The organism is Nonomuraea sp. NPDC052116, from assembly GCF_040680035.1.
GTDB classification, from domain to species: domain Bacteria; phylum Actinomycetota; class Actinomycetes; order Streptosporangiales; family Streptosporangiaceae; genus Nonomuraea; species Nonomuraea angiospora_A.
In genome coordinates, this window is sequence record NZ_JBFAWA010000005.1 from 204,330 (window position 1) to 228,806 (window position 24,477).

Genomic DNA, 24,477 nt, shown 5'->3' on the forward strand with positions numbered 1-24,477 from the left:
CCACGCGCCCGGCGCGTCAGCCCCGCTTGTTGTAGAGGTGGAGGGCGAGCGGCCCGCACACCGCGGCGATGGCAGCGGTCGCGATGAGCGACCAGACGAGAGATCCCCCGGTGCCGGCGGCGTCGTTCATCAGGCCCCTTGCCGCGGCGGCGACGTGGCTGAGCGGGTTGACCTCGACGAAGGCCTGGAGCCAGCCGGGCATGGTGCCGGGCTGGACGAAGATGTTGCTGGCGAACGACAGCGGCATCAGCACGACGTTGGCAATGCTGATGACGACGGCCGGATCGGGCACGAGCAGGGCGACCGCGGCCCACAGCAAGGACAGGGAGAGCCCGAAGGCGACGATCAGGGCCACGGCGGCGAGCACGCCAGGTGCGCCACCCTCGGGCCGGTAGCCCATGATCAGCCCGAGGACCACCACGATGCCGGAGGCGAACAGGTAACGGGCGGCATCGCTGAGCAGGCCGCCGAGCACGAAGGCGCCGCGCCAGATGGACAGCGAACGGAAGCGGTCGAAGGCTCCGGTGGTCACGTCCTTGGCGAGCCGGGCACCGCCGTACATGGTGACGATGGCGATGCTCATGCTCAGCGTGCCGGGCAGGAGGAAGGTGAGGTAGTCGCCGGTCGAGCCGCTGACGGCGCCGCCGAACAGGTAGGTGAACAGCACGGTGAACAGGATCGGGATGGCGATCGAGTCCACCAGCTGTTTGGGGTCGTGCTTGATCTTGAGCATGGCTCGCCGGCCGAAGGTCGCGGAGGCGGCCAGCGCCCCGGCGCGGCGGTGTTGCCGGCCGGTGGCGAGCAGGATGTCGATCGGGGAGGTCTGCGCCGTGGCGGGGCGCGTGACGGCGGCCGGTGTGCTCATACGTTCACGTCCTGGTGGTCGGTGGTGGCTGGGTGGCCGGTCAGGGCGAGGAAAGCCTCGTCCAGGCTGGGCTGTCCGAGAGCGACCTCGGCGACGCCCACCCGGGCGTCGGCGAGCCGGGTCATGGCGTGCCCGACCAGCCGGCCCACGTCCGTCGCGTCGGCCGGGGTGGCGAGCAGCATGGACAGGGAGAGCGGGTCGGCGGCCAGGCGGACCGTCCCGTTCAGGGCGGCGGCCAGGATCTGCCGCGCTCGCGGACGCTGCTCGCCGTCGAGGAGCCGGACGCGCAGGGTGCCCGAGCCGACTCGGGATTTGAGCTGGGCGCTGGTGCCCTCGGCCACGATCCGGCCGCGGTCGATGACCACGATCTGCTCGGCGAGCTGGTCGGCCTCCTCGAGGTATTGGGTGGTGAGCAGCACCGTGGTGCCGGCCGCGGCGATCTGGCGGACCAGCTCCCAGACCCGGGTACGGCTGCGCGGGTCGAGCCCGGTGGTCGGCTCGTCGAGGAACAGCAGGTCGGGGGTCACGATCAGGCTGGCCGCGATATCCAGCCGGCGGCGCGTCCCGCCTGAGTATCCGCCCACCGGGCGGCCGGCCGCGCCGGTCAGGTCGAAGGCGGCCAGCAGGTCGTCGGCCCGCTGCCTGCCGGCGGCGTGGGGCAGGCCGTGGAGGCGGGCGAGGACGGTCAGGTTCTCGTACCCGGTCAGGTCCTCGTCCAGGGCGGCGAACTGGCCGGTCACGGCCACCCGGGCGCGGATCGCGTCCAGTTCGCCGATCACGTCGTGGCCGAGGACGCGGGCGGTGCCGCCGTCGGGCCGGGTCAAGGTGGCCAGGATGCGGATCGTGGTGGTCTTGCCCGCCCCGTTGGGGCCCAGGAACCCGAACACCTGACCGCGCCGGACCGTGAGGTCGATCCCGTCCAGTGCCCGGTTCTCGCCGTAGACCTTGACCAGGCCGTACGCCTCGATCGCCGGCTGCTCCCCAACCGCGCTGTTCTTTGACATGCCGTAAGACTTATTTATCTCTTACAGATTGTCAAGGTTATGCCGAGCGGATATCATCGCTGCGATGGCCGACACACTCGACCCCGCCAGGCCCGCCCGCCGTCGCCGGTCCGACGCCCGGCGCAGCATCGACGCGATCCTCGACGCGGCCCGCGTCGCGCTCGGCGAGCGACCCGACGCCAGCATGGAAGAGATCGCCACCGCGGCGAACGTCAGCCGCCAGACCGTCTACGCGCACTTCCCCTCACGCGACGCCCTCATCGACGCCCTCATCGAGACCGCCGCCGCCGAATACTCCGCCCTGCTCGACGCCGCCGGCCTCGAGACCGCGCCGCCCGCCGACGCGCTGGCCCGGTTCCTCGACGCCGGCTGGCGGTTCCTGAGCCGCTACCCCCTCCTGCTCGACCCCACCACGACCTCGGTCCACCGGCCCAAGAGCAACGACCCCCACGACGTCGTGCCACCGCGCCTCGAACGGCTCATCCGGCGAGGCCAGGACACGGGCGACCTCGACCCGGCACCCCCGGCCGCCTGGCTCGCCGCCGCCGTCATCGGACTCCAGCACGCCGCCGCGGCGGAACTCGCCGACGGCCACCTCACCGCCGACGAGGCGGCGGCCCTGTGCCTGGAGAGCACGCTGCGTCTCTGCGTCCGGCCGCCTGCGAACCGCTAGGACGTGCGCGGTGGGTCGGTTCCGTACGGCCGACGGGTCGTAGAACGGACCTCCGGCCGGCAAGCCGTGTGACCATTCCCGCCCCGGTCGCGTCTGCATGTGACGTGACAATCGAAACCGTTCGGGGGGCGACATCATCGAGGAGCTGTACCGCGAGCACTGGCCGCTCGTGTGCGGGTTCCTCCTGCGCAGGACCCGTGATCCGCATCTCGCCGAGGATCTGGCGCAGGAGACGTTCATCAAGGCGACCAGGGCACTGCTCGGCTGGCGCGGGGAGAACGCGGCGGCCTGGCTCCTCACGATCGCGCGCAACACCCTGCTGGATCACGTCCGCAGAAGCCGCCGCGAGCTGGCCCTCCCCGACCCCGACGAACTGGGCGTACCACCGCTGCACGTGGAATCGCTCGACGTGCGCGACGCGCTCGAGCGGCTGCCCGAGCAGCAGTGCCGGCTGCTCAAACTGGTCTACTTCGAAGGCTTCTCCATGGTGGAAGTCGCCGCGATGACCGGCAGGTCCCACAACTCGATCAAGACCGCGGTGTGGCGGGCGAGGGCCGCCTTCGCCGACCTTTACCAGGAGAACCCATGAACATGCCCGAGATGCCTGAGATGCCAGACCTGCCGGACTTCGACCCCAAGCGCACCCGGCGCGCGGTCCGGCGGGGACTGTTCAGGACGGTCGCCATCGTCCTGGCCGTGCTGGCGCTGCTCGCGGTGGCCGCGACCGAGGGCTCGTCCCTGGTGCAGACCCGCGGCGACCGGGAACGCCGCATGCAGGCCGTACTCGGCACCGCCTTCCAGATCTACAACCCGGCCTATGCGGTGACGATCGGCTCCTGCTGCCAGACCACGCCCGTCTCGATGTCGTTCGAGGTGGCCGCGCGTCCCCTGGGGCCGGTCGGGGCCTGGCCGGTCGGGAGCGAGTCGTACACGCTCAGCCAGGACTTCTTCGGCCGCGTGGGCCGCCTGCCGCTGGGCCACACCGCCAACACCAGGCTTTCCCAGTCCCTGTTCGACCTCGGCACCACGCTGACGACCAAGGACGAGGTGCGCGCGGTGCTCGCCCGGCTGCCCGCCGACCTCAGCACGCTGGCGGTGGTGGAGTTCGAGCAGCCGCTCGGCGAGGCCGGGCTGAAGGCGTTCGTGAAGCAGTACCGGACCTGCGCCGAACGGGTCGTGTACGAGCGCAGACCCGGCTCCCTCCCGATCACCTGGGGCTTCGACTACTGGGCCGACGGGATGGACCTCGGCAAGGGCGGCGACATGACCGATGACGCGTGCGGCGGCGGCCTGCCGCGGTTCCGCGAATGGGCCGGCCTGCTGCGTGACCACGACAACGCCAACCTGCGCTCCTTCGACCTGTCCCTGGACCGGCTGCGCAAGGCGGCCGAGGCCGGGCTCGCCTACGGCTATGTGGACCAGCTCAGCTCGGTCCGCGAGCTGCGGGAGCTGATCAAGGACCCGAAGGTGCGCACGATCCGCCTGGCCGGCGTGGCGTTCGACCTGGACCGGGCCCGCCCCTAACGTGGGGCGAGGATGGCGCGCTCCAGGTCGAGCTCCGCCGGCGCCATCCCGGCCACGGCCTGAAGCTCGATCGTACGGAGATCCAGCGCCCGCATCAGCCAGTCGATCGCCGTCTCCGACGAGGACGCCCCGATCGCACCGAGCGCCGGCCAGCGCATGCGGTGCGGCACCGTCATATCCGTCGAATCTGACTGATGCGGAGTGGGCTGCCCGAACGGCTCACCGGACGCTTACGCATCATGGCCGGACGCGGGGAACCGCCCATGGCCAGGTGCGTCGACTCCCCGACGGTCAAGGCGGCCGAGACCGTCGGGGCCACTCGGGCGGGCCGAAGGTCTCGCCGACGGCCGCCTTGAGTTCCTGTACGTTCGCGAAGGTCCGCGGTTCGGAACGCTATTGCTCGGGCGGGACGGCTGCCAAGTTCAGCACCCAGTACCTGGCCGGCTTCTGCTCCTTGGTGACGCCCCAGTAGAGGATCGTGCTGGCCTCCGACGAGGTGCCGACGCCCCACCAGTCGCCGACTCTCGTGATCGCGGCCTGCTTGCCGGTGTTCAGGTCGTACACGGTGTCCCCGGACTGCAGGAAGCGGTCGAGAATGGGGTAAGGGGAGAGCCCGCCCATGAACCCGGCCCCTGGCAGCCTGCGGAACCCGCTTCCGTCGGGGCGCTGGATGATGCCCCTGTCGTCCAGGCGGCCGTGGCACCAGGTCGGCCCGCATCGCAGGCCCGTCGTGCCCGCTTTGACGGTGATCCTGGTCTCCGTGCCCTCGGCCAGGTTGACGATCTTCGTCTGGTTGGCCTCCAGGGTGTCGGGCCCGTCACCGATGTCACTGGCCCAGGGCCAGTGGATCAGGTGCAGGTTCTCGTCGCTCAGCAGCTCGATGGTGCTGCCCAGGAGCGGTTTCTGTTGCACCCCGCCCTGCACGGCCGACCAGACGACCTGATCTCCGTCGAGTCCGATGGCGTTGATGGCGTACTCGGTCGTCGTGTAGATCTTCTGCGCCTTGCCGCCGGACAGAGGGACCCACCAGATCTCCGCGACCCTGTTCTGGTTCTTGTCCGTGCCGGTCGCGTACCAGGCGACGTTCGTGCCGTCGGTCGTGGCGCTCTGCGGGTAGTACTTCTTCAAGCCCTTGGTCGCCGGCACCTTCGTGACCAGCCGCGCCTTGCCGGTTTTGGTGTCATAAATCTCGATCTTTCCGGCCTTTTCAAACGAGGACTCCGCCATCAGCAGCACCTCGGTGGCGTTGATCCCGGTGACCGGGCGGTAGCGCCAGCCGTCGGCGTTCTTGGCGGGCATCTGGAAGAGCGCCTTCGGCCACAGCCTGCCGACGGGCATGCCCGCGGGACCCCTGGGCGTCGCCGTCACGGTCGTGGTGGTCGTGGGTTGGGCCGTCTCGTGCCCCTCACCGAGCCGACGAGTCACCGTGATCGTGGGTTCCGCGACCGCCCCGCGATCTTCCTCAGCTGAGGGTTGGGCAGCCGTCTCGATGCCTTCGCCGCCTCCGCTGACGAGGATCCCCTTGGTGGCGGCCGTACCCGCGCCCACCACGACCACCACCGCGGCCGCCGCCAGCAACTGCGCGCGCCGCCTGGTCCTCCGGCTCCTGCGCTCGCCGACCCCGGCGAGCAGGTCGGGCTCCGGAGCCTGCTCGGCTGCCTGCCGCAGCGCCCCCACCAGATCACCTTCCGTCTTCATGCCGGCCCTCTGCTCGTCTCCCGATCTCATGTGCGTCCCCTTTCGAGCACAGCGGGCCTGATCCTGAGCGTGGCGAGCGCCCGGAACGCCTGGCTGCGCACTGTTCCCCGAGAGATGCCGAGGATCGCGGCGATCTCGTCATCCGGCAGGTCCTCGTAGTACCGCAGGACCAGCACGGCCCGCTGCCTCCTGGGCAGCGTGGCGAGCTCCTTCCAGAGCTCGCCGAAGGTGTGGGTGTCGTGGTGGGCCCCTTCCGGGACCTCGTCGATTACGTGCTCCTTGCGCCGCCTGCGCCACCAACTGATGTGCTGGCGGGCCATGGTCGTGCGCACGTACGCCTCGGGGCTGTCCTTGTTGCGTACGCGGCTCCAGGTGTCGCTCACCTTGAGCAGAGCCTCCTGGACGAGATCGGCGGCGTCCTCGGCGTTGCCGGTGAGCACGTAGCCGTAGCGGAGCAGGGCTGATCCCCTGGTCCGGACGAAGTCTTCAAACTCCACACCACCGGGACGCATGAGCCGCTCGCTCTGTTGCAAAGATCCTCACCCGAAATGATCGCGTACCTGTTCGAGTCCGCGCGGCATGGTGGAAGGGGGCGCGGAACAGCGTGGGCGTATGGAAATACCGCCAGATGGCCACCTCGGCGGACCACGTGGCCCACCCCTATGTGGACGTCGTCGGCCAACCTGGCGGCGGCGGGAGTCATGATCTTTTTCTTCGTGGCCGCGATCGGGACCTATGTTCACCACGGCCGGCGTCGCGACACTGACAATCAGTTTCGCCATCCCGTACGCGGCACGAGCGCGTTCATGGTCTCTCTGATCGTCGGTGAGGTCGGCGGCTTCGCCGTACTGCTGGCCGGATTCGTTCGGGCACAGCTTTTGTGAGTTGAGCGCCACACCATCAGAGCGGGGGACTCACAGGTCCAAGACCTTGGGTCGAAACTGCGGCGGATGCCCCGTCCTCCCGCTACTTCCTCGTGATGCCAGGCACCAGGGTTCCGACGCGGCTGCTGCGTCCTGGTAAGTTATAGGTCAATCACTAACCTAGGAGTCGATATGGCAGCCGAGGAAGACGACGCCGACCGCCGCGCCGCCGCCCAGCACACCGTGGCCGAGCACCTGCGCCTTACCGCCGCAGGACGCACGGACGAGTGGGTGGCGCTGTTCGCCCCGGACGCGGTGCTCGAGTTCCCGTTCGCGCCGGCCGGCGTGTCCCGACGGGTAACGGGGCGGGACGCACTGCTCGCGCACATGAGGAGCTTTCCCGAGACCTTTGACATCGAGTTCGTCGACCTGGTGTTCCACGAGACGGTCGATCCGAGTCTCGTGATCGCCGAGTTCCGCTCGACGGGCACCGCACGGCCGACCGGCAAGCCGTACCAGCAGAGGTGCATCTCCGTCGTCCGGACCGATGACGACGCGCTCATCACCCACTACCTGGACTACTGGAACCCGCTGGTAGCGATCGAGGCACTCACACCCCCCGACGTGCCGTCCGACCCTGACCTCAGCGTGACTTTTGGAGGCTGAGGGGAGCCATGTTTAACTGATGCCCATGCCCGCCGCCGGCACCAGCACAAAGAGCGACGAACGACGTCCGGCCATCATGGCCGCCGCGATCGATTGCTTCGCCCAGAAGGGCTTCTACGGTACGACGACGCACGAGATAGCCAACCGGGTCGGCATCTCTCAGCCGTATCTCTATCGCCTGTACCCGAACAAGGAAGCGCTGTTCGCGGCGGCGGTCGACCACGTGTCCGTCGTGATGACCGAAACGCTGGTCGCGCACTCGTCGGCGTCGGGTGGGGCCGGGCCGGAGCCCGAGGCGGCGTTGGATGCGGCGCGCGACGCCTACGCCGCGCTCGTCGCGGACCGGACCATCCTGCGTTTCCTCATGCACGCGAACTGTGCCGCCGGCGAGCCGCTGGTTGGGCAGGCCGTGCGTCGGTGCTACGCCAAGCAGGTTGACACCGTTCGGCAACTGCTGGGCGACGACGACGCCGTGCGGCACTGGTTCGGCGCCGGAATGCTCGACAACGTGGTCGCCGTGCTGGGTCTGGCCGACATCGACGAGCCGTGGGCGCATGTCCTCGCCGCTCGATGACCCGACACCGAGAAACGGGCGGGTGCTGGCGAGCGGGGGTGAGGGGGATCGAAAGGGGGCGCCGGCTGGAATCCCGTGGCGCGCAGCGCCCCCCTCGTGGAAGGCCTTGCCTACGCCGGGGCGCAGGTGAGGGTGGCGGGTGGGGTGTTGGTGCCGGTGAAGGTGCCGGTGAAGCCGAACGACGTCGTCCCGTTCGGGGCCAGGGTGCCGTTGTAGCCGGCGTTGACGACGCTCACGTTGGCGCCCGTCTGGGTCGGCGTGCCGCTCCAGAGCTGGCCGATCTTCTGGTCACCCGGCCAGGTCCAGGTCACCTTCCAGCCCGTGATCTGCGCCGCGCCCGTGTTCTTGACGGTGACCTCCGCCTGGAAGCCGCCCGACCACTCGTTCACTCCCTTGTACGTCGCCGCGCAGCCCGACCCCGTGGTGGGAGTGACGGTCGGGGTCACGGTAGGCGTGACGGTGGGGGTGACCGTCGGGGTCGGGGTGGGCGTGACGGTTACCGGCGGGCCGGTGCGGTCGCCGTACAGGATGCCGCGGCCGTTGGTGCCGACGTAGACGCGCCCGTACACCCTGGGGTCGCCCGTCAGGGCCTCGCCCATGTTGCCCCACTGGTGCTTGTCGTCGTTGATGCGCGCCCAGTTCGCCCCGGCATCGTCCGAGCGGTACAGGCCCGTGACGCCGCCGATCGTGGCCACCGCGAAGACCGCCATGTACGTGCCGCCGGGCGCCGCCTTGCCGAAGCCGACGTTCACCGAATTGGTGATGCCCGACAGCTTCGTGAAGGACGCGCCGCTGTCGGTGGAGTGCCACAGGCCGCCGTCGCCGGCCAGCCACAGGTCGCCCTCCTTGCCCGGCACCGCCTTGATCTTGCCGCTGGTGGGCAGGCCCGAGGCGGCGGTGGCGGTGAAGGTCGCGCCGCCGTTGGTGCTGACGTAGAGCCGCCCGCCGTTGAAGCCGTAGAACTTCATGGCGTTGACGCGGTCCGACTCCACGATCGCCCCCGTGGGCAGGCCGGACGCCTGTTGCCAGGAGTTGCCGTACCCCACCGAGTAGACCGGCGTGACGCCCTTGGGCGCCCAGACGAAGCGGGAGCCGTCGGCGGCGGCCGCCACCGTGCCGCCCTCGTCGATGCCGCCCGGCTCCGTGCCCTGGAACCAGTTGGCGCCGCCGTCCGTGGAGAAGGCCACGTGGCTGTCGTTCGGGCGGTCGGAGTCCTTGAAGCTGCCCGCCCGGACCAGGATCGACGGGGACTTCTCCGCGTAGTCCAGGCTGGTGGTCGTGGTGAAGACCGGGGCCGTGAACATCATCGACGGCACGGCGTCCAGGTTCGTGTGGCGGAAGCCGCCGATGTCGCCCAGGGCGCTGACCAGGGACGCGCCGCTCGGCGGGCTGATCAGGTCGAGGACGGCCGTCTCCTCCAGGCCCTTGGCCATGGGTTTGATGGTGAACTGGGTGTTCGAGTCCCACTTGGCCAGGTCCTCGGTGCCGTAGATCGTGGCACCGGTGCCGTACATCATCCTGTTGGAGTCGAGCGGGTCGATCTCCAGGGACTCCGTCATCCAGCCGAGCTTGGGCGTGACCTCAGGGGGCTGCGGGTTGGCGCCGAAGGTCAGCCACGGGTTCTCCGAGATGTCCTGCTTGTAGCGGAAGCTGCGGTTCGGGTACGAGGTCCAGTCCCACACGCGGGTCCAGGTCGCGCCGGAGTCCGTGGAGCGGAAGAAGATCACGTCGGGCCACCAGGAGATCTGCGTGGCCACCATGATCGTGCCCGGCTTCTGCCGGTCGATGGTCAGGCCGCTGTAGCCGAAGTAGTCGTCGGAGCTGGACGACGGGATGGGGCTGATCTGGGTCCAGGTGCCGGTCGCGGTGGCGTAGCGCCACACGTCTCCCTTGGCGCCGTCGTACGGGCCGCCGGTGTCGCTCGTCGTGATGTAGAGGTAGCCGTTGGTGGTGTCCAGCACGCCCTTGTGGGCGAGGTAGCCGGTCGGCTGGCCGGCCACGCGCGACCAGGTGACGCCCGCGTCGGTGGTGCGGTAGACGGTGTTCTCCTTGTCGGCGACGCCCACGTAGATGGTCTTGGTGGCGGTGCCCTTGGTGGACGAGCGCGGGTCGTAGGTCACCCAGACCACGCCCGGCTTGTGGCTGAGGTAGCCGTTGGAGTCGTTCGGGTCCTGGGCGTAGTTGCCCGGGTTCGGGAAGCTGGCCACCTTCGCCCAGGTGGCGCCGTAGTCGGTGCTGCGCCAGAGCCCGTTGCCGTTGGGGGTGCCGAAGTAGAGGACGCTGTTGTTGTTCGGGTCCACCGACAGCGCCTCGCCCATGCCGCGGCCGGGCATGTTCCCGCCCAGTTTGAAGGGCAGCGGGGTGACCTGCCAGTTGTCGCCCTTGTCCGTCGAACGCAGGATCGCGCCGTTGTTGGGGTCCCAGCTGTTGGTGTACATGCCGACGGCGGCGTACACCCGGTTGGTCTGCACGGGGTCGGTGGCGAGGCTGATCACACCGTTGTAGCCCCACTTGTCCCAGCCGGCCCAGTCCAGCAACGGGGTCCAGGACTTGGTGGACTGGCTCCACCGGTACGCCCCGCCGATGTCGGTGCGGGCGTAGATGAGGTTCTTCTCCGTGGGGTTGAAGATGATGCCGGGTACGAAGCCGCCGCCGTCGATCCTGACGTTCTTGTACGCGTACGGATCCGAGGCGACGGCCGAGACCGGCGACATCCGCACGACAGCCGCCACGAGCAGCACGGCGGCGACCGTGAACATGACCAATAATCTTCTTCGCATGCGCGGCTCTCCCTTTCCAGGCACGCCAGCAGGCGCCCCAAAGGCTTCAGATGACCGCCATGCACGAGCAGAGTGCAGGGACCCTGACCGTCACCGCGCCTTCGCGCATGAGCTACTCAAGAAGGCTCACACACGGGCGCGCCGACGGTCAATAGTTTGGACATACAACGAATTAAGGACGGCAGCATGGAGTTTCCCGAATTCCGGGTGGACGGGAAGGTCGCGCTGGTCACGGGGGCGGCCAGGGGCCTCGGGCGGGCCATCTCGCTGGCGCTGGCCAACGCCGGGGCCGACGTCGCCATCGGCCTGCGGGACATCGGCGAGGACGGCGGCCTGGCCGGCGAGATCACCGGGCTGGGGCGCGCCGCGCTCCCCCTCCAGATGGACATGACGGTCCCCGGCCAGATCTCCCGGGCGGTGGAGGAGACGCTCGACCGGTTCGGGCGGATCGACATCCTGGTCAACAACGCCGGCATCGCCCCAGGCAACCCCGCCGAGGACGTCACAGAGGAGGATTTCGACCGGACGCTCGCGGTCAACCTGAAGGGCACCTTCCTGGCCGGCCAGGCCGTGGGCCGGGCCATGATCCGGCAGGGGTACGGCAGGATCGTGAACGTCGGGTCCCAGGCCGGCGAGGTCGCCCTGCCCGGCGAGTCCGTCTATTGCATGACGAAGGCGGCCATCGCCCACCTGACCCGCTGCCTGGCGGTCGAGTGGGGCCCGCACGGCATCACCGTCAACAACGTGGCCCCGACCTTCATCCGCACCCCGGGGACCGAGCAGGCCCTGTCCGACCCGGCGTTCGAGGCGGACGTGGTCGAGCGGATCGCGGCGCTGCACCGCATCGGCGAGCCCATGGACGTGGCCGGCGCGGTGCTGTTCCTGGTCTCGCCCGCCGCCTCCCTGGTCACGGGGCACACGCTGGTGGTCGACGGAGGGTGGACCGTCCGATGATCACACGCGGCTGAGTTCGCGGCTGCGCGCGGCGGCCCACAGCGCGATCGCGATGTAGAGGACCTGCTCGGGGATCCGTTCCCAGAGCGGGGTCACGTCCTGGCCGGCGAGGGCGGCGAACACGTTGGCCGGCAGCAGGCCCACGAAGAGCAGCGCCAGGCAGATCCCGGCGGCCCTGCGGGTCCTTTCGAGCACAAGCCCGGCCGCGCCGGCCAGCTCCAGCACGCCGGTCAGATAGACCACGAAGACCGGGAACGGCACGAACGGCGGCACCATGGCCACCATGTCACCCCGGTTGGGCATGAACGTCACGCCCTCCGGGACGAAATGCGCGCTGGCCGTCATCACCAGCATGACCGCCAGCCCGTGGGCGGCACTGACCCTCCAGGTGGCGAACCTGGCCACACCCAGCGCGCCCAGCAGCCGGAACGCCAGCGTGGCGACCAGCAGAACGATCACGATCACCGGAGCCTCCATTGGATAGTCGAGTTATCTAGGCAATAGATAGCACAACTATCCAAATGAGGCAAGGGGGTGTTCCGTGGCGGCCATGACCATGCTCATGGCCGCCACGAAACGTCATCGGGCGAGCGCGAAGTCCTTGATCCGCAGGTCACCCTTGAACACGAGGTACAGGCTCCCGCTGCCCGCCTTGACCGTGGCGGTCGCCGTACCCCACTGATAGACGCCGCCCGTGGCGGGCACCTGGACGGTGCCCAGCAGGGCGCCGGTCGGCGAGCCGGAGCGCAGCTCCAGCGAGCCGCCGCTCACCGAGGACACGCCGGCCGTGAACTTGGAGCCGAAGGAGGCGCCGGTGAAGGAGACCCAGTCCCCCGCCGACCCTTCCACGGCCTCGCCGCCGGCCTTGGTCTCGTCCGCGAACGCCACGCCCGCGTAGTCGTCGAAGTCCATCGCCCGCGTGGTCTTCGCCAGGTCACGCACAGGGACGGTCTCGCCGGAGACCCGCAGCGTGGTGGACTGGCGGATCCGGTCGGACGCCGAGCCGACGAGGACGTCGTGGGTGGCGCTCTCCACGGCCCACTTGCCCCGGGTGTAGTCCCAGACCGCCAGGTCGGACTTCTTCAGGGTGAAGGTCACCGTACGGGTCTCGCCCGGGTTCAGCGTGACCCGCTGGAAGGCGCGCAGCTGCTTGACCGGCTGCTTGAAGCGGGATTCGCGCTGGTGGGTGTAGAGCTGGACCACCTCGTCGCCCTTGACCTTGCCGGTGTTGGTGACCTTGACGCTCACCTTGTCGCCCTGGACGGTCAGGCCCTGGTACCCGAACGTGGTGTAGCTCAGGCCGTGCCCGAACGCGTAGAGCGGCTTGCCCTTTCCGTACAGGTACGTCATCCCGGTCTTGGTCAGGTCGTAGTTGTAGATGTCCGTCGGGCTGTCGCCGGCGGGCCAGGTCTGGGTGAGCCGGCCGGCCGGGTTGACGGCGCCGAAGAGCACGTCGGCGACGGCGTGACCGGTCTCCGCGCCCGCGTGGGTGGTCCACAGCAGGTTCGGGGCGTCCACGACGACCGGGTAGCCGGCCTCCAGGACGACGACGGTGCGCGGGTTCGCCCTGCGCACGGCCTCGATCAGCCGCCGCTGCCCGGCGCCGAGCTGCAGGTTGGCACGGTCGTGGAACTCGCGCCCGGCCACGAACGGGTGGCTGCCCACCACCACGACCGCGACCTCGGCCTTGGCGGCCTGCGCGGCGGCCGCGGCGACGCCGTCCGAGACGATCTCCTTGCCGAACTTGGCCGCCTGCGCCTTGGGCGCCAGGCCGAGCGTGCCGTCGGCGGAGACGGTCACGTACGGGTCGGGCAGGCCGTACCAGCCCTCGACGGTCTCGTAGCCGGCGTACCTGATCAGGTAGCTGCCGTCGGCCTGGTCGCGCTCAAGCTCGAATTGCTGCTGTACATACCAGCCGTCGGGTTCGGCGTCGTCGGTGTCGAGCGAGCGCCAGTCGCCGCCGAGCAGCTTGCCGTTGCCGGCGTTGCGCAGCGTGGACACGCCGCCGGTCCAGTCGGTCAGGTCCCACTGGGAGGCCGCGGTGGGCGCCGTGTCGATCAGGGCGGCGTTGTCGTCGGCCCCGGTGCCGGTGGCGGTGAGGTACTTGCCGGAGGCGAGGTGCTTGAGCGCGATCCGCTCCAGGCCCGCGCCGGTGCTGACGTCCCCGACGCGCTCCTTGATCCCGTCCAGGGGCGTGACCTGGTACGGCGCCTTGCCCCCGTACCAGTCGCGGTAGAGCGTCCCGGCCAGCGGGCCGACCACGGCCGCCGACCTCGGCTCCTTGAACGGCAGCGCGCCGGAGTTCCGCAGCAGCACCGCGGCCCTGCCCGCGGCCTCCCGGTTGAGTCGCTGGTTGGCCGGGCTGTTGATCACGTCCTTGGTGATCTTCTTGTACGGCCCGCCGTCCGGGTCGAAGTGCCCCAGCCGCGTCCGGATGGTCAGCACGTTGCGCACGGCCCGGTCCACGTCGGCCTGGGTGATGAGCCCCTGGTCGAGCGCGGCGGTCAGGTGCTCGGCCAGCGGCCCGGCGTTGCTGTCGTCGATGGTGTAGCTGTCGAGCCCCGCCTTGAGCACCGCGGCGAACGCCTCGGGCTTGTTGTCGTAGTACTTCTCCAGCTCGGTGAGCGCGTACGGCCCCCAGGCGTCGCTGACGTTGTAGAGCGTCTTGTCCGTCCACGACCTGACCGTGCTGCCGAGGTCGGGGTTGACGTGGTTGGGCCGCCCGTTGACCAGGTTGTACGACGCCATGACCCCGGTCGCGGCGTTGGCCGAGATGGCCGCCTTGAACGCCTGCTCGTAGTACTCGTGCTTGAGCTTCGGCGTCAGGTTGGAGGAGCTGGTGCCGCGGTTGGTCTCGTTGTTGTAGGCCAGGTAGTGCTTCAGGACGGGCGCGGTCTTCAGGTAGACGGGGTCGTCACCCTGCAGACCCTTGCCGTAGGCGGTGGAGATGGCCCCGGTCAGCAGGGGGTCCTCCGAGTAGCCCTCCTCGTTGCGGCCCGCCCGCGGGTCCCGCAGCAGGTCCACGACGGGCGCCCACACCTGAAGACCCCACAGGACCGGGTCGGCGTCGTTGTAGCCGCGGACCTCGTCGCCGACGGCCGACCCGACCCGCTTGATCAGCTCGGGGTCCCACGTGCTGGCCAGCCCGACGGCCTGCGGGAACACGGTGCCACTGGCGAACTTCTGGCTCCAGCCGTCGTTGAGGTGGTTGGACCAGCCGACGCCGTGCAGCGCCTCGGTGCCGTTCTTGTGGTACGCGATGCCCAGCCGCGGGATGGCCGCCTGCGACTGGTGCAGCAGGCCCAGCTTCTCCTGGAGCGTGAGCCGGCCGAGCAGGTCGTCGACCCGCTGCTCCACTGGCAGGGCCGGGTTCTGGAACGGGAGGCCGGCGGCCTGCGCGGGAGGTACGGCCAGTAGCGAGGCCGCCAGCGTGAGGGTGGCTAATAACGGGATCTTTCGCATCAATGGTTCTCCATCACTTGATGGCGCCGACCGTCACACCTCGGGTCAGCGTCCGCTGGAAGATCAGGAAGAAGGCGACCGCCGGCAGGAGGCCGAGCAGCGCCGAGGCGCTGGACATCGTCGCGTCCATGTACTTCTCGCCCTGCAGCACGGCGAGCGCGACGGGCACCGTCTGGGTGTCGTTCGAGATCAGGAAGATCAGCGGCAGGAAGAACTCGTTCCAGGTCCAGATGAAGAAGAAGATCAGCAGCACGTTGAGGGTGGGTCTGCTGATCGGCACCACGATCCGCCACAGGGACCGCAGCCGCCCCGCGCCGTCGATCGCCGCCGCCTCAAGGATCTCCTTCGGGAACTGGCCCAGGACCGCGCTCAGCAGGTACGTGCCGAACGCCGCCTGGATCACCGTCATCACGATGATCACCGACAGTTGCGTGTCGTACAGCCCGACCGCCTTGGCCAGGTAGTACAGCGGGTAGGCCAGCGCCTCCTGCGGCAGCGTGTTGGCCACCAGGAACAGCACGAGGATCGACAGCCGGCCCTTCACCCTGCCGATGCCCAGCGCGTACGCGTTGAGCACCGACAGCACGACGGCGAGCACGGCCACGGACGCGCTGATCAGGAGGCTGTTCCAGAGTTTCGTGCCGAACTCCACCCGGTTCCAGAAGTCGACGAGCCCCTGGAGGTAGAGCCCGTCGGGCAGGCTCAGCGGCCCGTCGGAGCTGTACTCGGCCGGCGACTTGACCGCGTTGATCGCCACGATCGCGAACGGGAACACCATCACGACCGCCAGCACGACCAGCGCGAACAGCACCGCCCAGCGTCCCGGGCCCCTCATTCCGCACGCTCCTGGACCCGCAGGAACAGGAACGTCACCACGATGATGATCAGGGCCAGCACCGTGGCGATCGCGGAGCCGTACCCGACGTTGCTCTTCTGGAAGAAGTTCAGGTACGAGAAGTACGACGGCACCATCGTCGCGTTGCCGGGCCCTCCGCGGGTCAGCACGAAGATCGGCCCGAACACCTTGAGCGCGGCGATCGTGCACGTCAGCAGCACCACGAAGATCTCCGGCCGGATCTGCGGGATCGTGATGTGCCAGAACCTGCGACACCACGAGGCCCCGTCGATCTCGGCCGCCTCGTAGTAGGCCGGGTCCACGCGCTGCAGGCCCGCCATGAAGATCACCACCGGGTAGCCGAGCTGGAACCAGACCATGACCGCCATGACCGTGGCCAGCGCCAGGTCGGGATCTCCGAGCCAGTCGAGGTCGAGGCCGAAGATCTGGTTGATCGCGCCGTACGACGGGTGCAGCATCCAGCCCCACACCACGCCGGCCACGGCCACCGGCAGCACCTGCGGCAGGTAGTACATGGCCCGCAGCGCCGAGGCCGTGCGCGGCCCGAACTTCTTGCCGATGTAGTCGAACAGGGCGGCCGCCAGCACGAGGCCGATCGCGGTCGGCACGATGGCCATGGCCACGATCAGGCCTACGTTGTGCTGGAACGACTGCCAGAACCGCTCGTCCTTCAGCAGCCTGGTGTAGTTGTCGAACCCGATCCACCTGGGCGTGCCGACCCCCGACCAGCGGGTGAAGCTCGCGCCCACGTTCATGAGGAACGGCACGACGATGACGACCAGGAACAGCAGCAGGCTGGGGGCCAGGTAGAGCCAGTACCCCCTCGTGCGCACCCTCATCTAATTACCGATGTCGGCGAGGTTGTCCTCGTACGGCTTGGCGATCTCGTCCAGCACCGCGGCCGGGGCCTTGCTGCCGTTGATGAGGTTCTGGACCCCGGCGACGAGCACGTCGTAGTAGCCGGGCGCGGGCCAGTCGGGGTAGAAGGCCAGGCCGTCCTGACTGGTGAGCTTGTTGAACGTCTCGATGAGCTCCTTGCTCTTCGCGTCGGTGATCGCGGCCGGGTCGGCGGCCACGGGGACGCCGCCGGAGTTGCCCAGAAGGTTCTGGATGTCCTTGCTCATCGTGATGTCGATGAAGTCGTAGGCCAGGTCCTTGTTCTCCGACTTCTCGGGCACGACCCAGATGTTGCCGCTCGATCCCGGGGACATCGTGGCGCCGGGGAAGAGGAAGTGGCCCCACTCGAACTTCTTGATCTCCGAGGCGAAGCGGCCGTACCACCAGCTACCGCTGATCATCATGGGGAACTTGCCGTTCATGAACGCCACGCCCATGTCCTCGGCCTTCAGCCCGGACGAGTTCTTGGCGATGTAGCCCTTCTTCACCCAGTCGGCGAACGTGTCGGCGCCGTAGGTGAACTCGGGGCCGTGGAAGTCGACCTTGCCCTTGTAGGACTGGAAGGCGTCCAGCCACGGCTTCTGCGCCTTGGTCAGCGCGAGCTGGTAGAGGATCTGCTGGGCCGGATACTCGGCGCCGGCGGTGCCGATGGGGGTCACCCCTGCCTTGACGAACGTGTCCATCGCGGCCGTGAACTGCTCGAACGTCGTCGGCACCTGGACCTTGTGCTTGTCGAACAGGTCCTTGTTGTAATAGACCATCACGAACTCGCCGTAGTTCGGCACGCCGTACCACTTGCCGGAGCCCATGACGCCGCGGTCGTCGTACTTGGCGGTGGTCTGCAGGCCGCCGGGCAGCAGCTTGTCCCAGCCGCGCTTGGCGGCCTCCTCGCTCAGGTCGGTGAGCAGCCCCTGCTTGGACAGCAGACCGGCGGTGGCGTTGCCCTTGTTGTACTCCATGATGTCGGGGGCCTCGTCGGAGTTGAGGACCATGCTCGCCGTCTTCTGGATCTGCTCGAAGCCCTTGGCCTCGAACTTGATCTTCACGTTCGGGTGGGACGCCTCGAACTTCTTGATCGCCTCGGTCCACGCCTTGCCCATGGCGCTGTCGGCCGACTCGTAGTGCCAGAGTTTGAGAGTGCGCGGCTGACTGCTGCTCTGGGCGGTCGGGGTCTCCGAGCCTCCCGAGCCGCACGCCGACAGAACCAGGACCGCGACGGCCAGCGCCGCCGCGGCTCTTGACTTCACCATGATCCCTCCAGGGGGTGTTACGAGATTTCGGCCCGCGCGGGAGCACCGGCCACCGGGGCGATCTCGATCCCGGTGACGCGCTTCGGGCCGGTGACGGCGACGCGCAGCACGTCGCCGTCCCTGGTGGCGACGGCGACCGTCACGCCGTCCGCGTCGTGGATTTCCGCAGTCGCGTCGCCGCCCCCGAAGGCGACGAGGGTGATCTCGGCCGGCACGTCCACCGTGTCCCCTGGGTCGGTGACCACCGGGATGAGCGCGCCGTACCGGACGAAGAGGGGGATCTGGTCGAGCGGCTTGCCGACCGTGACATAGCGGGAGCCTTCGAGCACCTCGCCCGTCCAGTAGTCGACCCACGTGCCGCGCGGCAGGTACACCTGGCGGGAGCCTTCGGGCGCGGTCATGGGGGCGACGAGCAGGTCCCGGCCGAGCAGGTACTGCAGGTCGGCCTGCCAGGCCACCGGGTCGTCCGGGTGGTCCACGCACAGGGCCCGCATCATGGGCGCGCCGGTGCGGGCCGCCTCGACGGCCGCCGTGTAGATGTAGGGCATCAGCCGGTAACGCAGCTTCAGCGCGCCGACGGCCTGCTCCTCGACGGCCGGGAACTCCCACGGCTCGCGGGTGGTCGTGCCGTGCAGGCGCAGCAGCGGGGAGAGCGCGCCGAACTGGGTCCAGCGCACGTACAGGTCGTCGGTGGGCCGGCCGGTGAAGCCGCCGGCGTCGTGGCTCCAGAACGGCACGCCGGACAGGCCGTGCGCGAGGCCGCCCCTGATCGTGCTGCCCATGGCGGCGTAGCTGGTGTAGGTGTCGCCGCCCCACTGGGCGCTGTGGCGCTGGCCGCCGAGGTACGAGGAGCGGGCCCAGACCAGGTCGTGGCCGTGCACCTCGCGGGTCACGGCGGCGACGGCGTCGTTGAACAGCAGGGTGTAGACGTTGTGCAGGTCGGTGCCGCTCATGCCGTTGAAGGCCACGGAGTCGGCGGGCACGCCCTCGGCGAAGTCGGTCTTGAACGTGTCCACGCCCTGGCGCAGGAGGTCGCGCAGCAAACCCTGGAACCAGGCGACGGCCTGCGGGTTGGTGAGGTCCACGATCCCGCATGCCGGGAACGACCCGTGCCAGCAGTCGGCGACGTACGTCTCCCCCGCCCGATTTTTCAAGAAATATCCGGCATCAGATGCCTGCGTGAAAGCGGGGCTCAGGTGGGAGACATACGGATTCATCCACAGGCAGACCCGGAACCCCATCCCCTTGAGCTCGGCCAGCATCGCGTCCGGGTCGGGGAAGTTCACGGGGTCCCACTGCAGGTCGGACCAGTGCCCGTCGCTCTGCCAGTAGGTGTCCAGGTGCAGCACGTCGCACGGGATGCCGCGCTCCCTGATCGTCCGCGCCCTGGCCAGCACCCGCTCCTGGCTGTCCACGCAGAACCCCGACGAGATCCACGTCCCGAACGCCCACTTCGGCGGCAGCGAGGGGCGGCTGGTCAGCAGGTCGTAACGGTCCAGGACCTCCGGCGGCGTCGGCCCGGCGATCACGTAGTAGTCCATCACGTCGTCCGGCACGAGGATCTGCACGACGCTGTGCGTGGACTGGCACACGTCGAACTCCGTCGGGGCCCCGCTGTCGACGAGGACCCCGTAGCCCTTGCTGGAGACGTACAGGGGGATGTTCTTGTACGCGCGCTGCGACTCGGCGCCGAACGCGTCGAAGTTCCACATGAGCGGGCGCTGGCCGCGCTTGTCCAGCCGGGTGAACGACTCCCCGAACCCGCTGAAGGCCTCGTCGGGCGCGGCGGCGAAGCTCTCGTGGTAGGCGACGGGGGCGCCGTTGACGCTGGAGCGGCCGAAGGGCAGCGTACGCAGCCGTCCGCTGATGTCGGTATGCCCCCGATCCTGCTCGACCAGCGTCTTACCGGTCGCGTCCGTGAACCTCAGGTGCCACGGCGCCAAGCTGATCTCGGCCCGCAGCGAACCCGCGTCGATCACGATCGGCTCGCCCGGCGCGACCCCGGCACGTGCCCCTGGATACGTGCCGGGGGTCACCAGGGAGATGGCCCCTTCCGAGCGCGGCCGGGCGGTCGCGTCCTCCGACAACCGCACCCGGATGACTCCCTCACCGGCCACTCCCACCTGGACGACCAGCGTCTCCTCCGCCGTGGTGACCGCTTTCACCATCACCTCGGCGCCGTCGGCCGCGACCAGCTCCGCGGCGGTCACCGCCGACAGACCACCCTCGCCTCGTCCGCGAACCGGAAGCTCGGGCGGGTCCGCGACGAAGTACTCGTGCGCGACCAATGGGGGGCGATAGGGCATGGAAGCTCCTTACGAACGGCTGCGCCAACTCGTGAGTTAGTTTGCTGTCCATACCAACAAACGTCAACGGTCCCGCTCCTCCGCATCCGCAAGTGGAGGAGAGACGCGGATCACATCCGACGGGTGTTACGTCCTTGCCGGACCGCGTGTCTTGGGGGTGGAACAGCAGGCAACGGAAAGAACGGAAAGACAGTCATGAGCAAGGTCTGGTTCGTCACCGGTTCGTCGCGCGGCCTCGGCCGCAACTTCGTCGAGGCCGCGCTGTCGCGCGGCGACAAGGTGGCCGCGACCGCGCGGACCGCCGCAAGCCTCGACGAACTGGTCACCGCCTACGGCGACGCGGTGCTCCCGCTCGAGATGGACGTGACCGACAAGGCCGCCGTCTTCGAGAGCGTGAAGCGGGCGAAGGAGCACTTCGGCCGGCTGGACGTCAAGGTGGGGCTTTGGCCGGCGGGTGGGTTTCGGCGTCCGGGGCGAGCACGGCGGACGACGCGGCACCCGGACCCGGCCGATCGCAGGCGGGCCCTGGTCGCCGAGCCGCCGAAGTGGGCCGCGCTCAGGCCGATCGCCTCGCCAAGGGGAGCTGAAGGGGTCAGATCGCGTGGCCCGGCTGCATGAGGCGGCGGGCGGCCTCGGTGATGGAGCCCGAGAGCGACGGGTAGACGGCGAACGTGTGCGCGAGCTGGTCGACGGTCAGCCGCTGCTGCACCGCCACCGACACCGCCAGGATCAGCTCGGAAGCGCGCGGCGCCACCACGACGCCGCCCAGCACGATCCCGGTGTGCGGGCGGCAGAACAGCTTGACGAAGCCGTCGTTGAACCCCTGCATCTTCGCCCGCGCGTTGGTGGCCAGGGGCAGCTTGACGACGTTGGCCTCGATCTCGCCCGCCTCGATGGACCGCTGGGCGACCCCGACGGCCGCGATCTCCGGGTCGGTGAAGATGTTGGAGGCCACCGTGGCCAGCCGCAGCGGCTGGACGGCCTCCCCGAGCGCGTGCCAGACCGCGATGCGCCCCTGCATGGCCGCCACCGAGGCCAGCATGAGCACGCCCGTGCAGTCGCCGGCCGCGTAGACGCCGGGCGCGGACGTGCGCGAGACCTTGTCGACCTTGATGAAGCCGCCCTTGTCGAGCTGGACGCCGGCCTCCTCCAGGCCGATGCCGGCGGTGTTGGGGATCATGCCGACCGTCATCAGCGCGTGGGTCCCCTCGGCCGTGCGGCCGTCCTCCAGGGTCACGACCACGCCGTCGGCCGTGCGCTTGACGGAGGCGGCGCGCGAGCGGCCCATGACGTTCATGCCGCGGCGGCGGTAGACCTCTTCGAGGACCTCGGCGCCGTCGGCGTCCTCGTTAGGCATCATCCGGTCGCGGCTGGAGACCAGCGTGACCTCCGAGCCGAGCGAGCGGTACGCGCCCGCGAACTCCGCGCCCGTCACACCCGAGCCGACCACGATCAGGTGCTCGGGCAGCTCCTCCAGGTCGTAGAGCTGGCGCCAGGTGAGGATGCGCTCGCCGTCGGGCTCGGCGCCGGGCAGCACGCGCGGCGTCGCGCCGGTGGCCACGATCACGACCTCGGCCTTGATCGTACGGTCGCCCGCCCGGACCACCTGCGGGTCGACCAGCCGCCCGCGCGCCCTGATGATCTCGACGCCCTCGGCCTCGACCCGGGTGGCGATGTCGGCGGACTGGGCCTGGGCCAGCTCCTTCACGCGCTTGTTGACCAGCGGCAGATCGACCCCGACCACGCCCGCGTCACCGTCGGGCCCGCCGGAGAACGCCACGCCCAGGGACGGCGCGTCGAGCAGCGCCTGCTTGCGGACCGAGGTCGCGATCAGCGTCTTGGACGGCACGCAGTCGGTCAGCACGCACGCGCCGCCCGGGCCGTCCTGCTCGATCATGGTGACTTGCGCGCCTAGTTGCGCGGCCACCAGCGCCGCCTCATAGCCGCCGGGTCCGCCACCGATGATCACGATCCTCGTCACGTAACCCATTGTCCCGCATGGTCTCGGTAAGGCTGCAACTGGGCCGTTGCCACCCGCACACGCCTGATAAAAGGTTCAAGATCATGATGGCTGGTATCATGCCGCTCGGTGACGGAGGGGTGACACGTCGTCCCCACATCCGTAGTGATGGACCGACTCGGCCGCCCAGCGTGGCAGGATGGCGCGGTAGCTGGATGACGTGCAGCACCCGCCGAGAGGGGTGGACCGTGGCGTGGCTTTCAGGTCCTGCAGGAAAGCCGAATGAGCCCAGGCTTTATGCCGCGTACGGCTCGAACATGGACCCCGAGCAGATGGCCATGCGCGCGCCGCACTCCCCCATCTGGGGCGTCGGCTGGCTGACGGGCTGGCGGCTGACCTTCGGCGGCAGCGACCCCACCTGGGAGGGCGCGATCGCCACGATCGTCGAGGATCCCGACGAGCACGTGTTCGTGGTGCTCTACGACGTGCCCGACTGGGAGGAGACCTCACTCGACCAGTGGGAGGGCGCGCTGCGCGGGGCGTACCACAAGGTGCGGCTGCGGGTGCAGACCCTCGACGGGGAGGTCGTGGCCTGGTTCTACGTGCTCGACGGCTACGAGGGCGGTCTGCCGTCGGCCCGCTACCTCGGCAGCCTGGCCGAGGCGGCGGAGCGGGCGGGCGCCCCCGACGACTACGTCAAGGAGTTGCGGGAGCGCCCCTGCACCTCGTACGGCGGTTAACGCAGCGGCTGGTCCTTGGTCTCCTTCAGCACGAAGATGTAGACCAGCGTGGAGATCAGCGCCAGCGCCGACATGTAATAGGGGAACACCTCGACGTTGCCGGCGTCCTTGAGCGCGGTGCCGATGAGCGGGGCGGTGCCGCCGAAGAGCGCCACGGTCAGCGAGTACGGGAAGCCCGCGCCGGCCGCGCGCACCCTCGTCGGGAAGAGCTCGGAGTTCACCGCGGCCGAGATCGAGGTGAAGCAGCCGAGGAACACCATGCCGATCAGCTGCACGAGCAGCAGGCTCCCGAACGAGTTGCCCAGCGTGCTGAGCAGCGGCACCGGCAGGACCACGAAGGCGACACCGAAGGTGATCAGCATCGGCTTGCGCCCGATGCGGTCCGACAGCATGCCGAGCAGCGGCTGCAGCACCATGAAGAACAGCAGCGAGATCGTGCCGACCGTGAGCGACTGCGCCGCGTCGAACTTGACCGTGATCTGCGCGTAGATCGGCAGGAAGCTGGTCCAGGTGTAGTACGCCACGGTGCCCGCGATGGTGATGCCGACGATCGTGGCGGCCGCCTTCGGGTAGCCCACCAGGAACTCGAACAGCTTCGGCCGCTTGGCCTCACCGCGCTGGATCTCCTCGGCCACGGCCGAGGTCTCGTCGGCGCCCTTGCGGATCCACAGGCCCACGAGGCTGATCACGGCGCCCACGATGAACGGGATGCGCCAGCCGTACGAGGCCATGTCCTCCTTGATGAGGGTGGAGGCGAGCAGCGCGGCCAGGCCGGAGGCCAGCAGCTGGCCGATGGTGGTGCTGACGTACTGGAAGCTCGAGTAGAGGCCGCGCCGCCCGGGCGGGGCCGACTCCACCAGGAACGTGGTCGCGGCGGCGAACTCACCGCCCACGGACAGGCCCTGGATGAGCCTGGCGAGGGTCAGGATGACCGGCGACAGCAGGCCGACGGCCTCGTACGTCGGCGTCACAGCGAGCAACAGCGAGCCCGCGCCCATCAGCACGATCGTGAACGTCATCGCGGCCTTGCGCCCGAACCGGTCGGCGAACGCGCCGACCAGCAGGCCGCCCAGCGGGCGCATGAAGAAGCCCACCGCGAACACCCCGTAGGCGCTCAGCAGCGCCACGAGGCCGCCCTCGCTCTTGGGGAAGACCTGGGCGGAGAAGTACGTCGCGAGGAACGTATATGCGTACCAGTCGTACCATTCCACGACGTTGCCGATGCTGGCCGCCATGAGCTGGCGGACACGACTCTTGGGAATGCCGACCGGTGATTGTGCCACGGGGGAGGTCGCCACGGGGGGCTCCTTTGCTGCAAAGTGCGGAGATGGCTTACTGTGCAGTTGGACGACCGAAACAGTCAAATCTCTGGCCAGATATTTACAAACCCGACACAGAACAGGTT

Annotated in this window: 23 protein-coding genes; 9 read left to right on the plus strand and 14 right to left on the minus strand. The window is 69.1% G+C overall.

All coding sequences use genetic code 11. From position 1 onward, the window contains the following. Positions 1–16: 16 nt before the first annotated feature. Together AB0L65_RS11220 and AB0L65_RS11225 are read right to left on the minus strand one after the other, a co-directional pair. Positions 17–865 (minus strand): ABC transporter permease, encoded by an 849-nt coding sequence (locus AB0L65_RS11220; RefSeq protein WP_364243292.1) that lies wholly within the window; start codon positions 863–865, stop codon positions 17–19. Next, positions 862–1,869: an ATP-binding cassette domain-containing protein gene (locus tag AB0L65_RS11225; RefSeq protein ID WP_364243295.1), complete on the minus strand. Its 1,008-nt coding sequence runs from the start codon at positions 1,867–1,869 to the stop codon at positions 862–864. The genes AB0L65_RS11220 and AB0L65_RS11225 overlap by 4 nt, the downstream gene beginning before the upstream one ends. A gap of 64 nt (positions 1,870–1,933) precedes the next feature. Here AB0L65_RS11225 and AB0L65_RS11230 point away from each other — a divergent pair, with 64 nt between their 5' ends. The 3 genes from AB0L65_RS11230 (at position 1,934) to AB0L65_RS11240 (ending at position 4,066) form a co-directional block, all read left to right on the plus strand. After that, entirely contained in the window at positions 1,934–2,542 is a 609-nt protein-coding gene (locus AB0L65_RS11230; protein WP_364243298.1) for a TetR/AcrR family transcriptional regulator, read from the plus strand. Positions 2,543–2,687: 145 nt separating this feature from the next. Next, positions 2,688–3,131: an RNA polymerase sigma factor gene (locus tag AB0L65_RS11235; protein WP_364243800.1), complete on the plus strand. Its 444-nt coding sequence runs from the start codon at positions 2,688–2,690 to the stop codon at positions 3,129–3,131. A gap of 11 nt (positions 3,132–3,142) precedes the next feature. Further along, on the plus strand, positions 3,143–4,066 hold the full coding sequence (locus AB0L65_RS11240) for a hypothetical protein (RefSeq protein ID WP_364243301.1): 924 nt from the start codon (positions 3,143–3,145) through the stop codon (positions 4,064–4,066). Here the strand turns inward: AB0L65_RS11240 and AB0L65_RS11245 are convergent. The 3 genes from AB0L65_RS11245 to AB0L65_RS11255 form a co-directional block, all read right to left on the minus strand. Then, positions 4,063–4,242, minus strand: a complete 180-nt coding sequence (locus tag AB0L65_RS11245) for a hypothetical protein (protein WP_364243304.1) — start codon at positions 4,240–4,242, stop codon at positions 4,063–4,065. The two genes, AB0L65_RS11240 and AB0L65_RS11245, sit on opposite strands and share 4 nt — an antisense overlap. Positions 4,243–4,459: 217 nt before the next feature. Beyond that, on the minus strand, positions 4,460–5,794 hold the full coding sequence (locus AB0L65_RS11250; RefSeq protein ID WP_364243307.1) for a hypothetical protein: 1,335 nt from the start codon (positions 5,792–5,794) through the stop codon (positions 4,460–4,462). Then, positions 5,791–6,261, minus strand: a complete 471-nt coding sequence (locus AB0L65_RS11255) for a SigE family RNA polymerase sigma factor (RefSeq protein ID WP_364243310.1) — start codon at positions 6,259–6,261, stop codon at positions 5,791–5,793. Before AB0L65_RS11255 ends, AB0L65_RS11250 begins: the two co-directional genes overlap by 4 nt. Before the next feature lie 204 nt (positions 6,262–6,465). Here AB0L65_RS11255 and AB0L65_RS11260 point away from each other — a divergent pair, with 204 nt between their 5' ends. The 3 genes from AB0L65_RS11260 (at position 6,466) to AB0L65_RS11270 (ending at position 7,867) form a co-directional block, all read left to right on the plus strand. Beyond that, a complete protein-coding gene (locus AB0L65_RS11260; RefSeq protein ID WP_364243312.1) occupies positions 6,466–6,648 on the plus strand; it encodes a hypothetical protein in 183 nt (60 codons plus the stop codon). Positions 6,649–6,819: 171 nt separating this feature from the next. Further along, on the plus strand, positions 6,820–7,293 hold the full coding sequence (locus AB0L65_RS11265) for a nuclear transport factor 2 family protein (RefSeq protein ID WP_364243314.1): 474 nt from the start codon (positions 6,820–6,822) through the stop codon (positions 7,291–7,293). A gap of 19 nt (positions 7,294–7,312) precedes the next feature. Next, on the plus strand, positions 7,313–7,867 hold the full coding sequence (locus AB0L65_RS11270; RefSeq protein WP_364243317.1) for a TetR/AcrR family transcriptional regulator: 555 nt from the start codon (positions 7,313–7,315) through the stop codon (positions 7,865–7,867). 110 nt (positions 7,868–7,977) lie between these two features. Here the strand turns inward: AB0L65_RS11270 and AB0L65_RS11275 are convergent, their stop codons facing one another. Continuing rightward, entirely contained in the window at positions 7,978–10,647 is a 2,670-nt protein-coding gene (locus AB0L65_RS11275; RefSeq protein WP_364243320.1) for a cellulose binding domain-containing protein, read from the minus strand. Positions 10,648–10,833: 186 nt separating this feature from the next. Here AB0L65_RS11275 and AB0L65_RS11280 point away from each other — a divergent pair, with 186 nt between their 5' ends. Then, on the plus strand, positions 10,834–11,601 hold the full coding sequence (locus AB0L65_RS11280) for a 3-oxoacyl-ACP reductase family protein (protein ID WP_350731357.1): 768 nt from the start codon (positions 10,834–10,836) through the stop codon (positions 11,599–11,601). Here AB0L65_RS11280 and AB0L65_RS11285 read toward each other — a convergent pair whose 3' ends face one another. The 6 genes from AB0L65_RS11285 to AB0L65_RS11310 form a co-directional block, all read right to left on the minus strand. After that, entirely contained in the window at positions 11,602–12,066 is a 465-nt protein-coding gene (locus AB0L65_RS11285) for a hypothetical protein (RefSeq protein WP_364243324.1), read from the minus strand. It lies immediately after the preceding gene. Positions 12,067–12,180: 114 nt separating this feature from the next. Next, positions 12,181–15,063 carry a glycoside hydrolase family 3 C-terminal domain-containing protein gene (locus tag AB0L65_RS11290; protein WP_364243327.1) on the minus strand — a complete coding sequence of 961 codons (2,883 nt, stop codon included), beginning with the start codon at positions 15,061–15,063 and terminating at the stop codon, positions 12,181–12,183. Between the two features lie 13 nt (positions 15,064–15,076). Next, entirely contained in the window at positions 15,077–15,898 is an 822-nt protein-coding gene (locus tag AB0L65_RS11295) for a carbohydrate ABC transporter permease (RefSeq protein ID WP_192790081.1), read from the minus strand. Beyond that, entirely contained in the window at positions 15,895–16,758 is an 864-nt protein-coding gene (locus AB0L65_RS11300; RefSeq protein ID WP_364243329.1) for a sugar ABC transporter permease, read from the minus strand. Before AB0L65_RS11300 ends, AB0L65_RS11295 begins: the two co-directional genes overlap by 4 nt. Further along, positions 16,759–18,066 (minus strand): extracellular solute-binding protein, encoded by a 1,308-nt coding sequence (locus tag AB0L65_RS11305; RefSeq protein WP_364243331.1) that lies wholly within the window; start codon positions 18,064–18,066, stop codon positions 16,759–16,761. A 17-nt stretch (positions 18,067–18,083) separates the two neighbouring features. Continuing rightward, positions 18,084–20,372 carry a TIM-barrel domain-containing protein gene (locus AB0L65_RS11310; protein WP_364243334.1) on the minus strand — a complete coding sequence of 763 codons (2,289 nt, stop codon included), beginning with the start codon at positions 20,370–20,372 and terminating at the stop codon, positions 18,084–18,086. A 195-nt stretch (positions 20,373–20,567) separates the two neighbouring features. Between AB0L65_RS11310 and AB0L65_RS11315 the strand changes: the two genes are divergently transcribed. After that, positions 20,568–20,990: an SDR family NAD(P)-dependent oxidoreductase gene (locus AB0L65_RS11315; RefSeq protein WP_364243337.1), complete on the plus strand. Its 423-nt coding sequence runs from the start codon at positions 20,568–20,570 to the stop codon at positions 20,988–20,990. Here AB0L65_RS11315 and AB0L65_RS11320 read toward each other — a convergent pair. Next, a complete protein-coding gene (locus AB0L65_RS11320) occupies positions 20,965–22,353 on the minus strand; it encodes an NAD(P)H-quinone dehydrogenase (protein ID WP_350731339.1) in 1,389 nt (462 codons plus the stop codon). The genes AB0L65_RS11315 and AB0L65_RS11320 overlap by 26 nt on opposite strands. Positions 22,354–22,580: 227 nt before the next feature. On the opposite strand from AB0L65_RS11320, the gene AB0L65_RS11325 reads away from it, so the two are divergent. Continuing rightward, positions 22,581–23,072, plus strand: coding sequence for a gamma-glutamylcyclotransferase (locus AB0L65_RS11325; protein WP_313044612.1), 492 nt, complete (start codon positions 22,581–22,583; stop codon positions 23,070–23,072). Here the strand turns inward: AB0L65_RS11325 and AB0L65_RS11330 are convergent. Next, positions 23,069–24,370, minus strand: coding sequence for an MFS transporter (locus tag AB0L65_RS11330; RefSeq protein ID WP_364243340.1), 1,302 nt, complete (start codon positions 24,368–24,370; stop codon positions 23,069–23,071). The two genes, AB0L65_RS11325 and AB0L65_RS11330, sit on opposite strands and share 4 nt — an antisense overlap. Positions 24,371–24,477: the final 107 nt, after the last annotated feature.

Coding starts and splice junctions, on each gene's coding strand:
- AB0L65_RS11220 (WP_364243292.1), bottom strand. CDS start 865: ATGAGCACACCGGCCGCCGTCACGCGCCCCGCCACGGCGCAGACCTCC.
- AB0L65_RS11225 (WP_364243295.1), bottom strand. CDS start 1,869: ATGTCAAAGAACAGCGCGGTTGGGGAGCAGCCGGCGATCGAGGCGTAC.
- AB0L65_RS11230 (WP_364243298.1), top strand. CDS start 1,934: ATGGCCGACACACTCGACCCCGCCAGGCCCGCCCGCCGTCGCCGGTCC.
- AB0L65_RS11240 (WP_364243301.1), top strand. CDS start 3,143: ATGCCTGAGATGCCAGACCTGCCGGACTTCGACCCCAAGCGCACCCGG.
- AB0L65_RS11245 (WP_364243304.1), bottom strand. CDS start 4,242: ATGACGGTGCCGCACCGCATGCGCTGGCCGGCGCTCGGTGCGATCGGG.
- AB0L65_RS11250 (WP_364243307.1), bottom strand. CDS start 5,794: ATGAGATCGGGAGACGAGCAGAGGGCCGGCATGAAGACGGAAGGTGAT.
- AB0L65_RS11260 (WP_364243312.1), top strand. CDS start 6,466: ATGATCTTTTTCTTCGTGGCCGCGATCGGGACCTATGTTCACCACGGC.
- AB0L65_RS11265 (WP_364243314.1), top strand. CDS start 6,820: ATGGCAGCCGAGGAAGACGACGCCGACCGCCGCGCCGCCGCCCAGCAC.
- AB0L65_RS11270 (WP_364243317.1), top strand. CDS start 7,313: ATGCCCATGCCCGCCGCCGGCACCAGCACAAAGAGCGACGAACGACGT.
- AB0L65_RS11275 (WP_364243320.1), bottom strand. CDS start 10,647: ATGCGAAGAAGATTATTGGTCATGTTCACGGTCGCCGCCGTGCTGCTC.
- AB0L65_RS11280 (WP_350731357.1), top strand. CDS start 10,834: ATGGAGTTTCCCGAATTCCGGGTGGACGGGAAGGTCGCGCTGGTCACG.
- AB0L65_RS11290 (WP_364243327.1), bottom strand. CDS start 15,063: ATGCGAAAGATCCCGTTATTAGCCACCCTCACGCTGGCGGCCTCGCTA.
- AB0L65_RS11295 (WP_192790081.1), bottom strand. CDS start 15,898: ATGAGGGGCCCGGGACGCTGGGCGGTGCTGTTCGCGCTGGTCGTGCTG.
- AB0L65_RS11300 (WP_364243329.1), bottom strand. CDS start 16,758: ATGAGGGTGCGCACGAGGGGGTACTGGCTCTACCTGGCCCCCAGCCTG.
- AB0L65_RS11305 (WP_364243331.1), bottom strand. CDS start 18,066: ATGGTGAAGTCAAGAGCCGCGGCGGCGCTGGCCGTCGCGGTCCTGGTT.
- AB0L65_RS11310 (WP_364243334.1), bottom strand. CDS start 20,372: ATGCCCTATCGCCCCCCATTGGTCGCGCACGAGTACTTCGTCGCGGAC.
- AB0L65_RS11315 (WP_364243337.1), top strand. CDS start 20,568: ATGAGCAAGGTCTGGTTCGTCACCGGTTCGTCGCGCGGCCTCGGCCGC.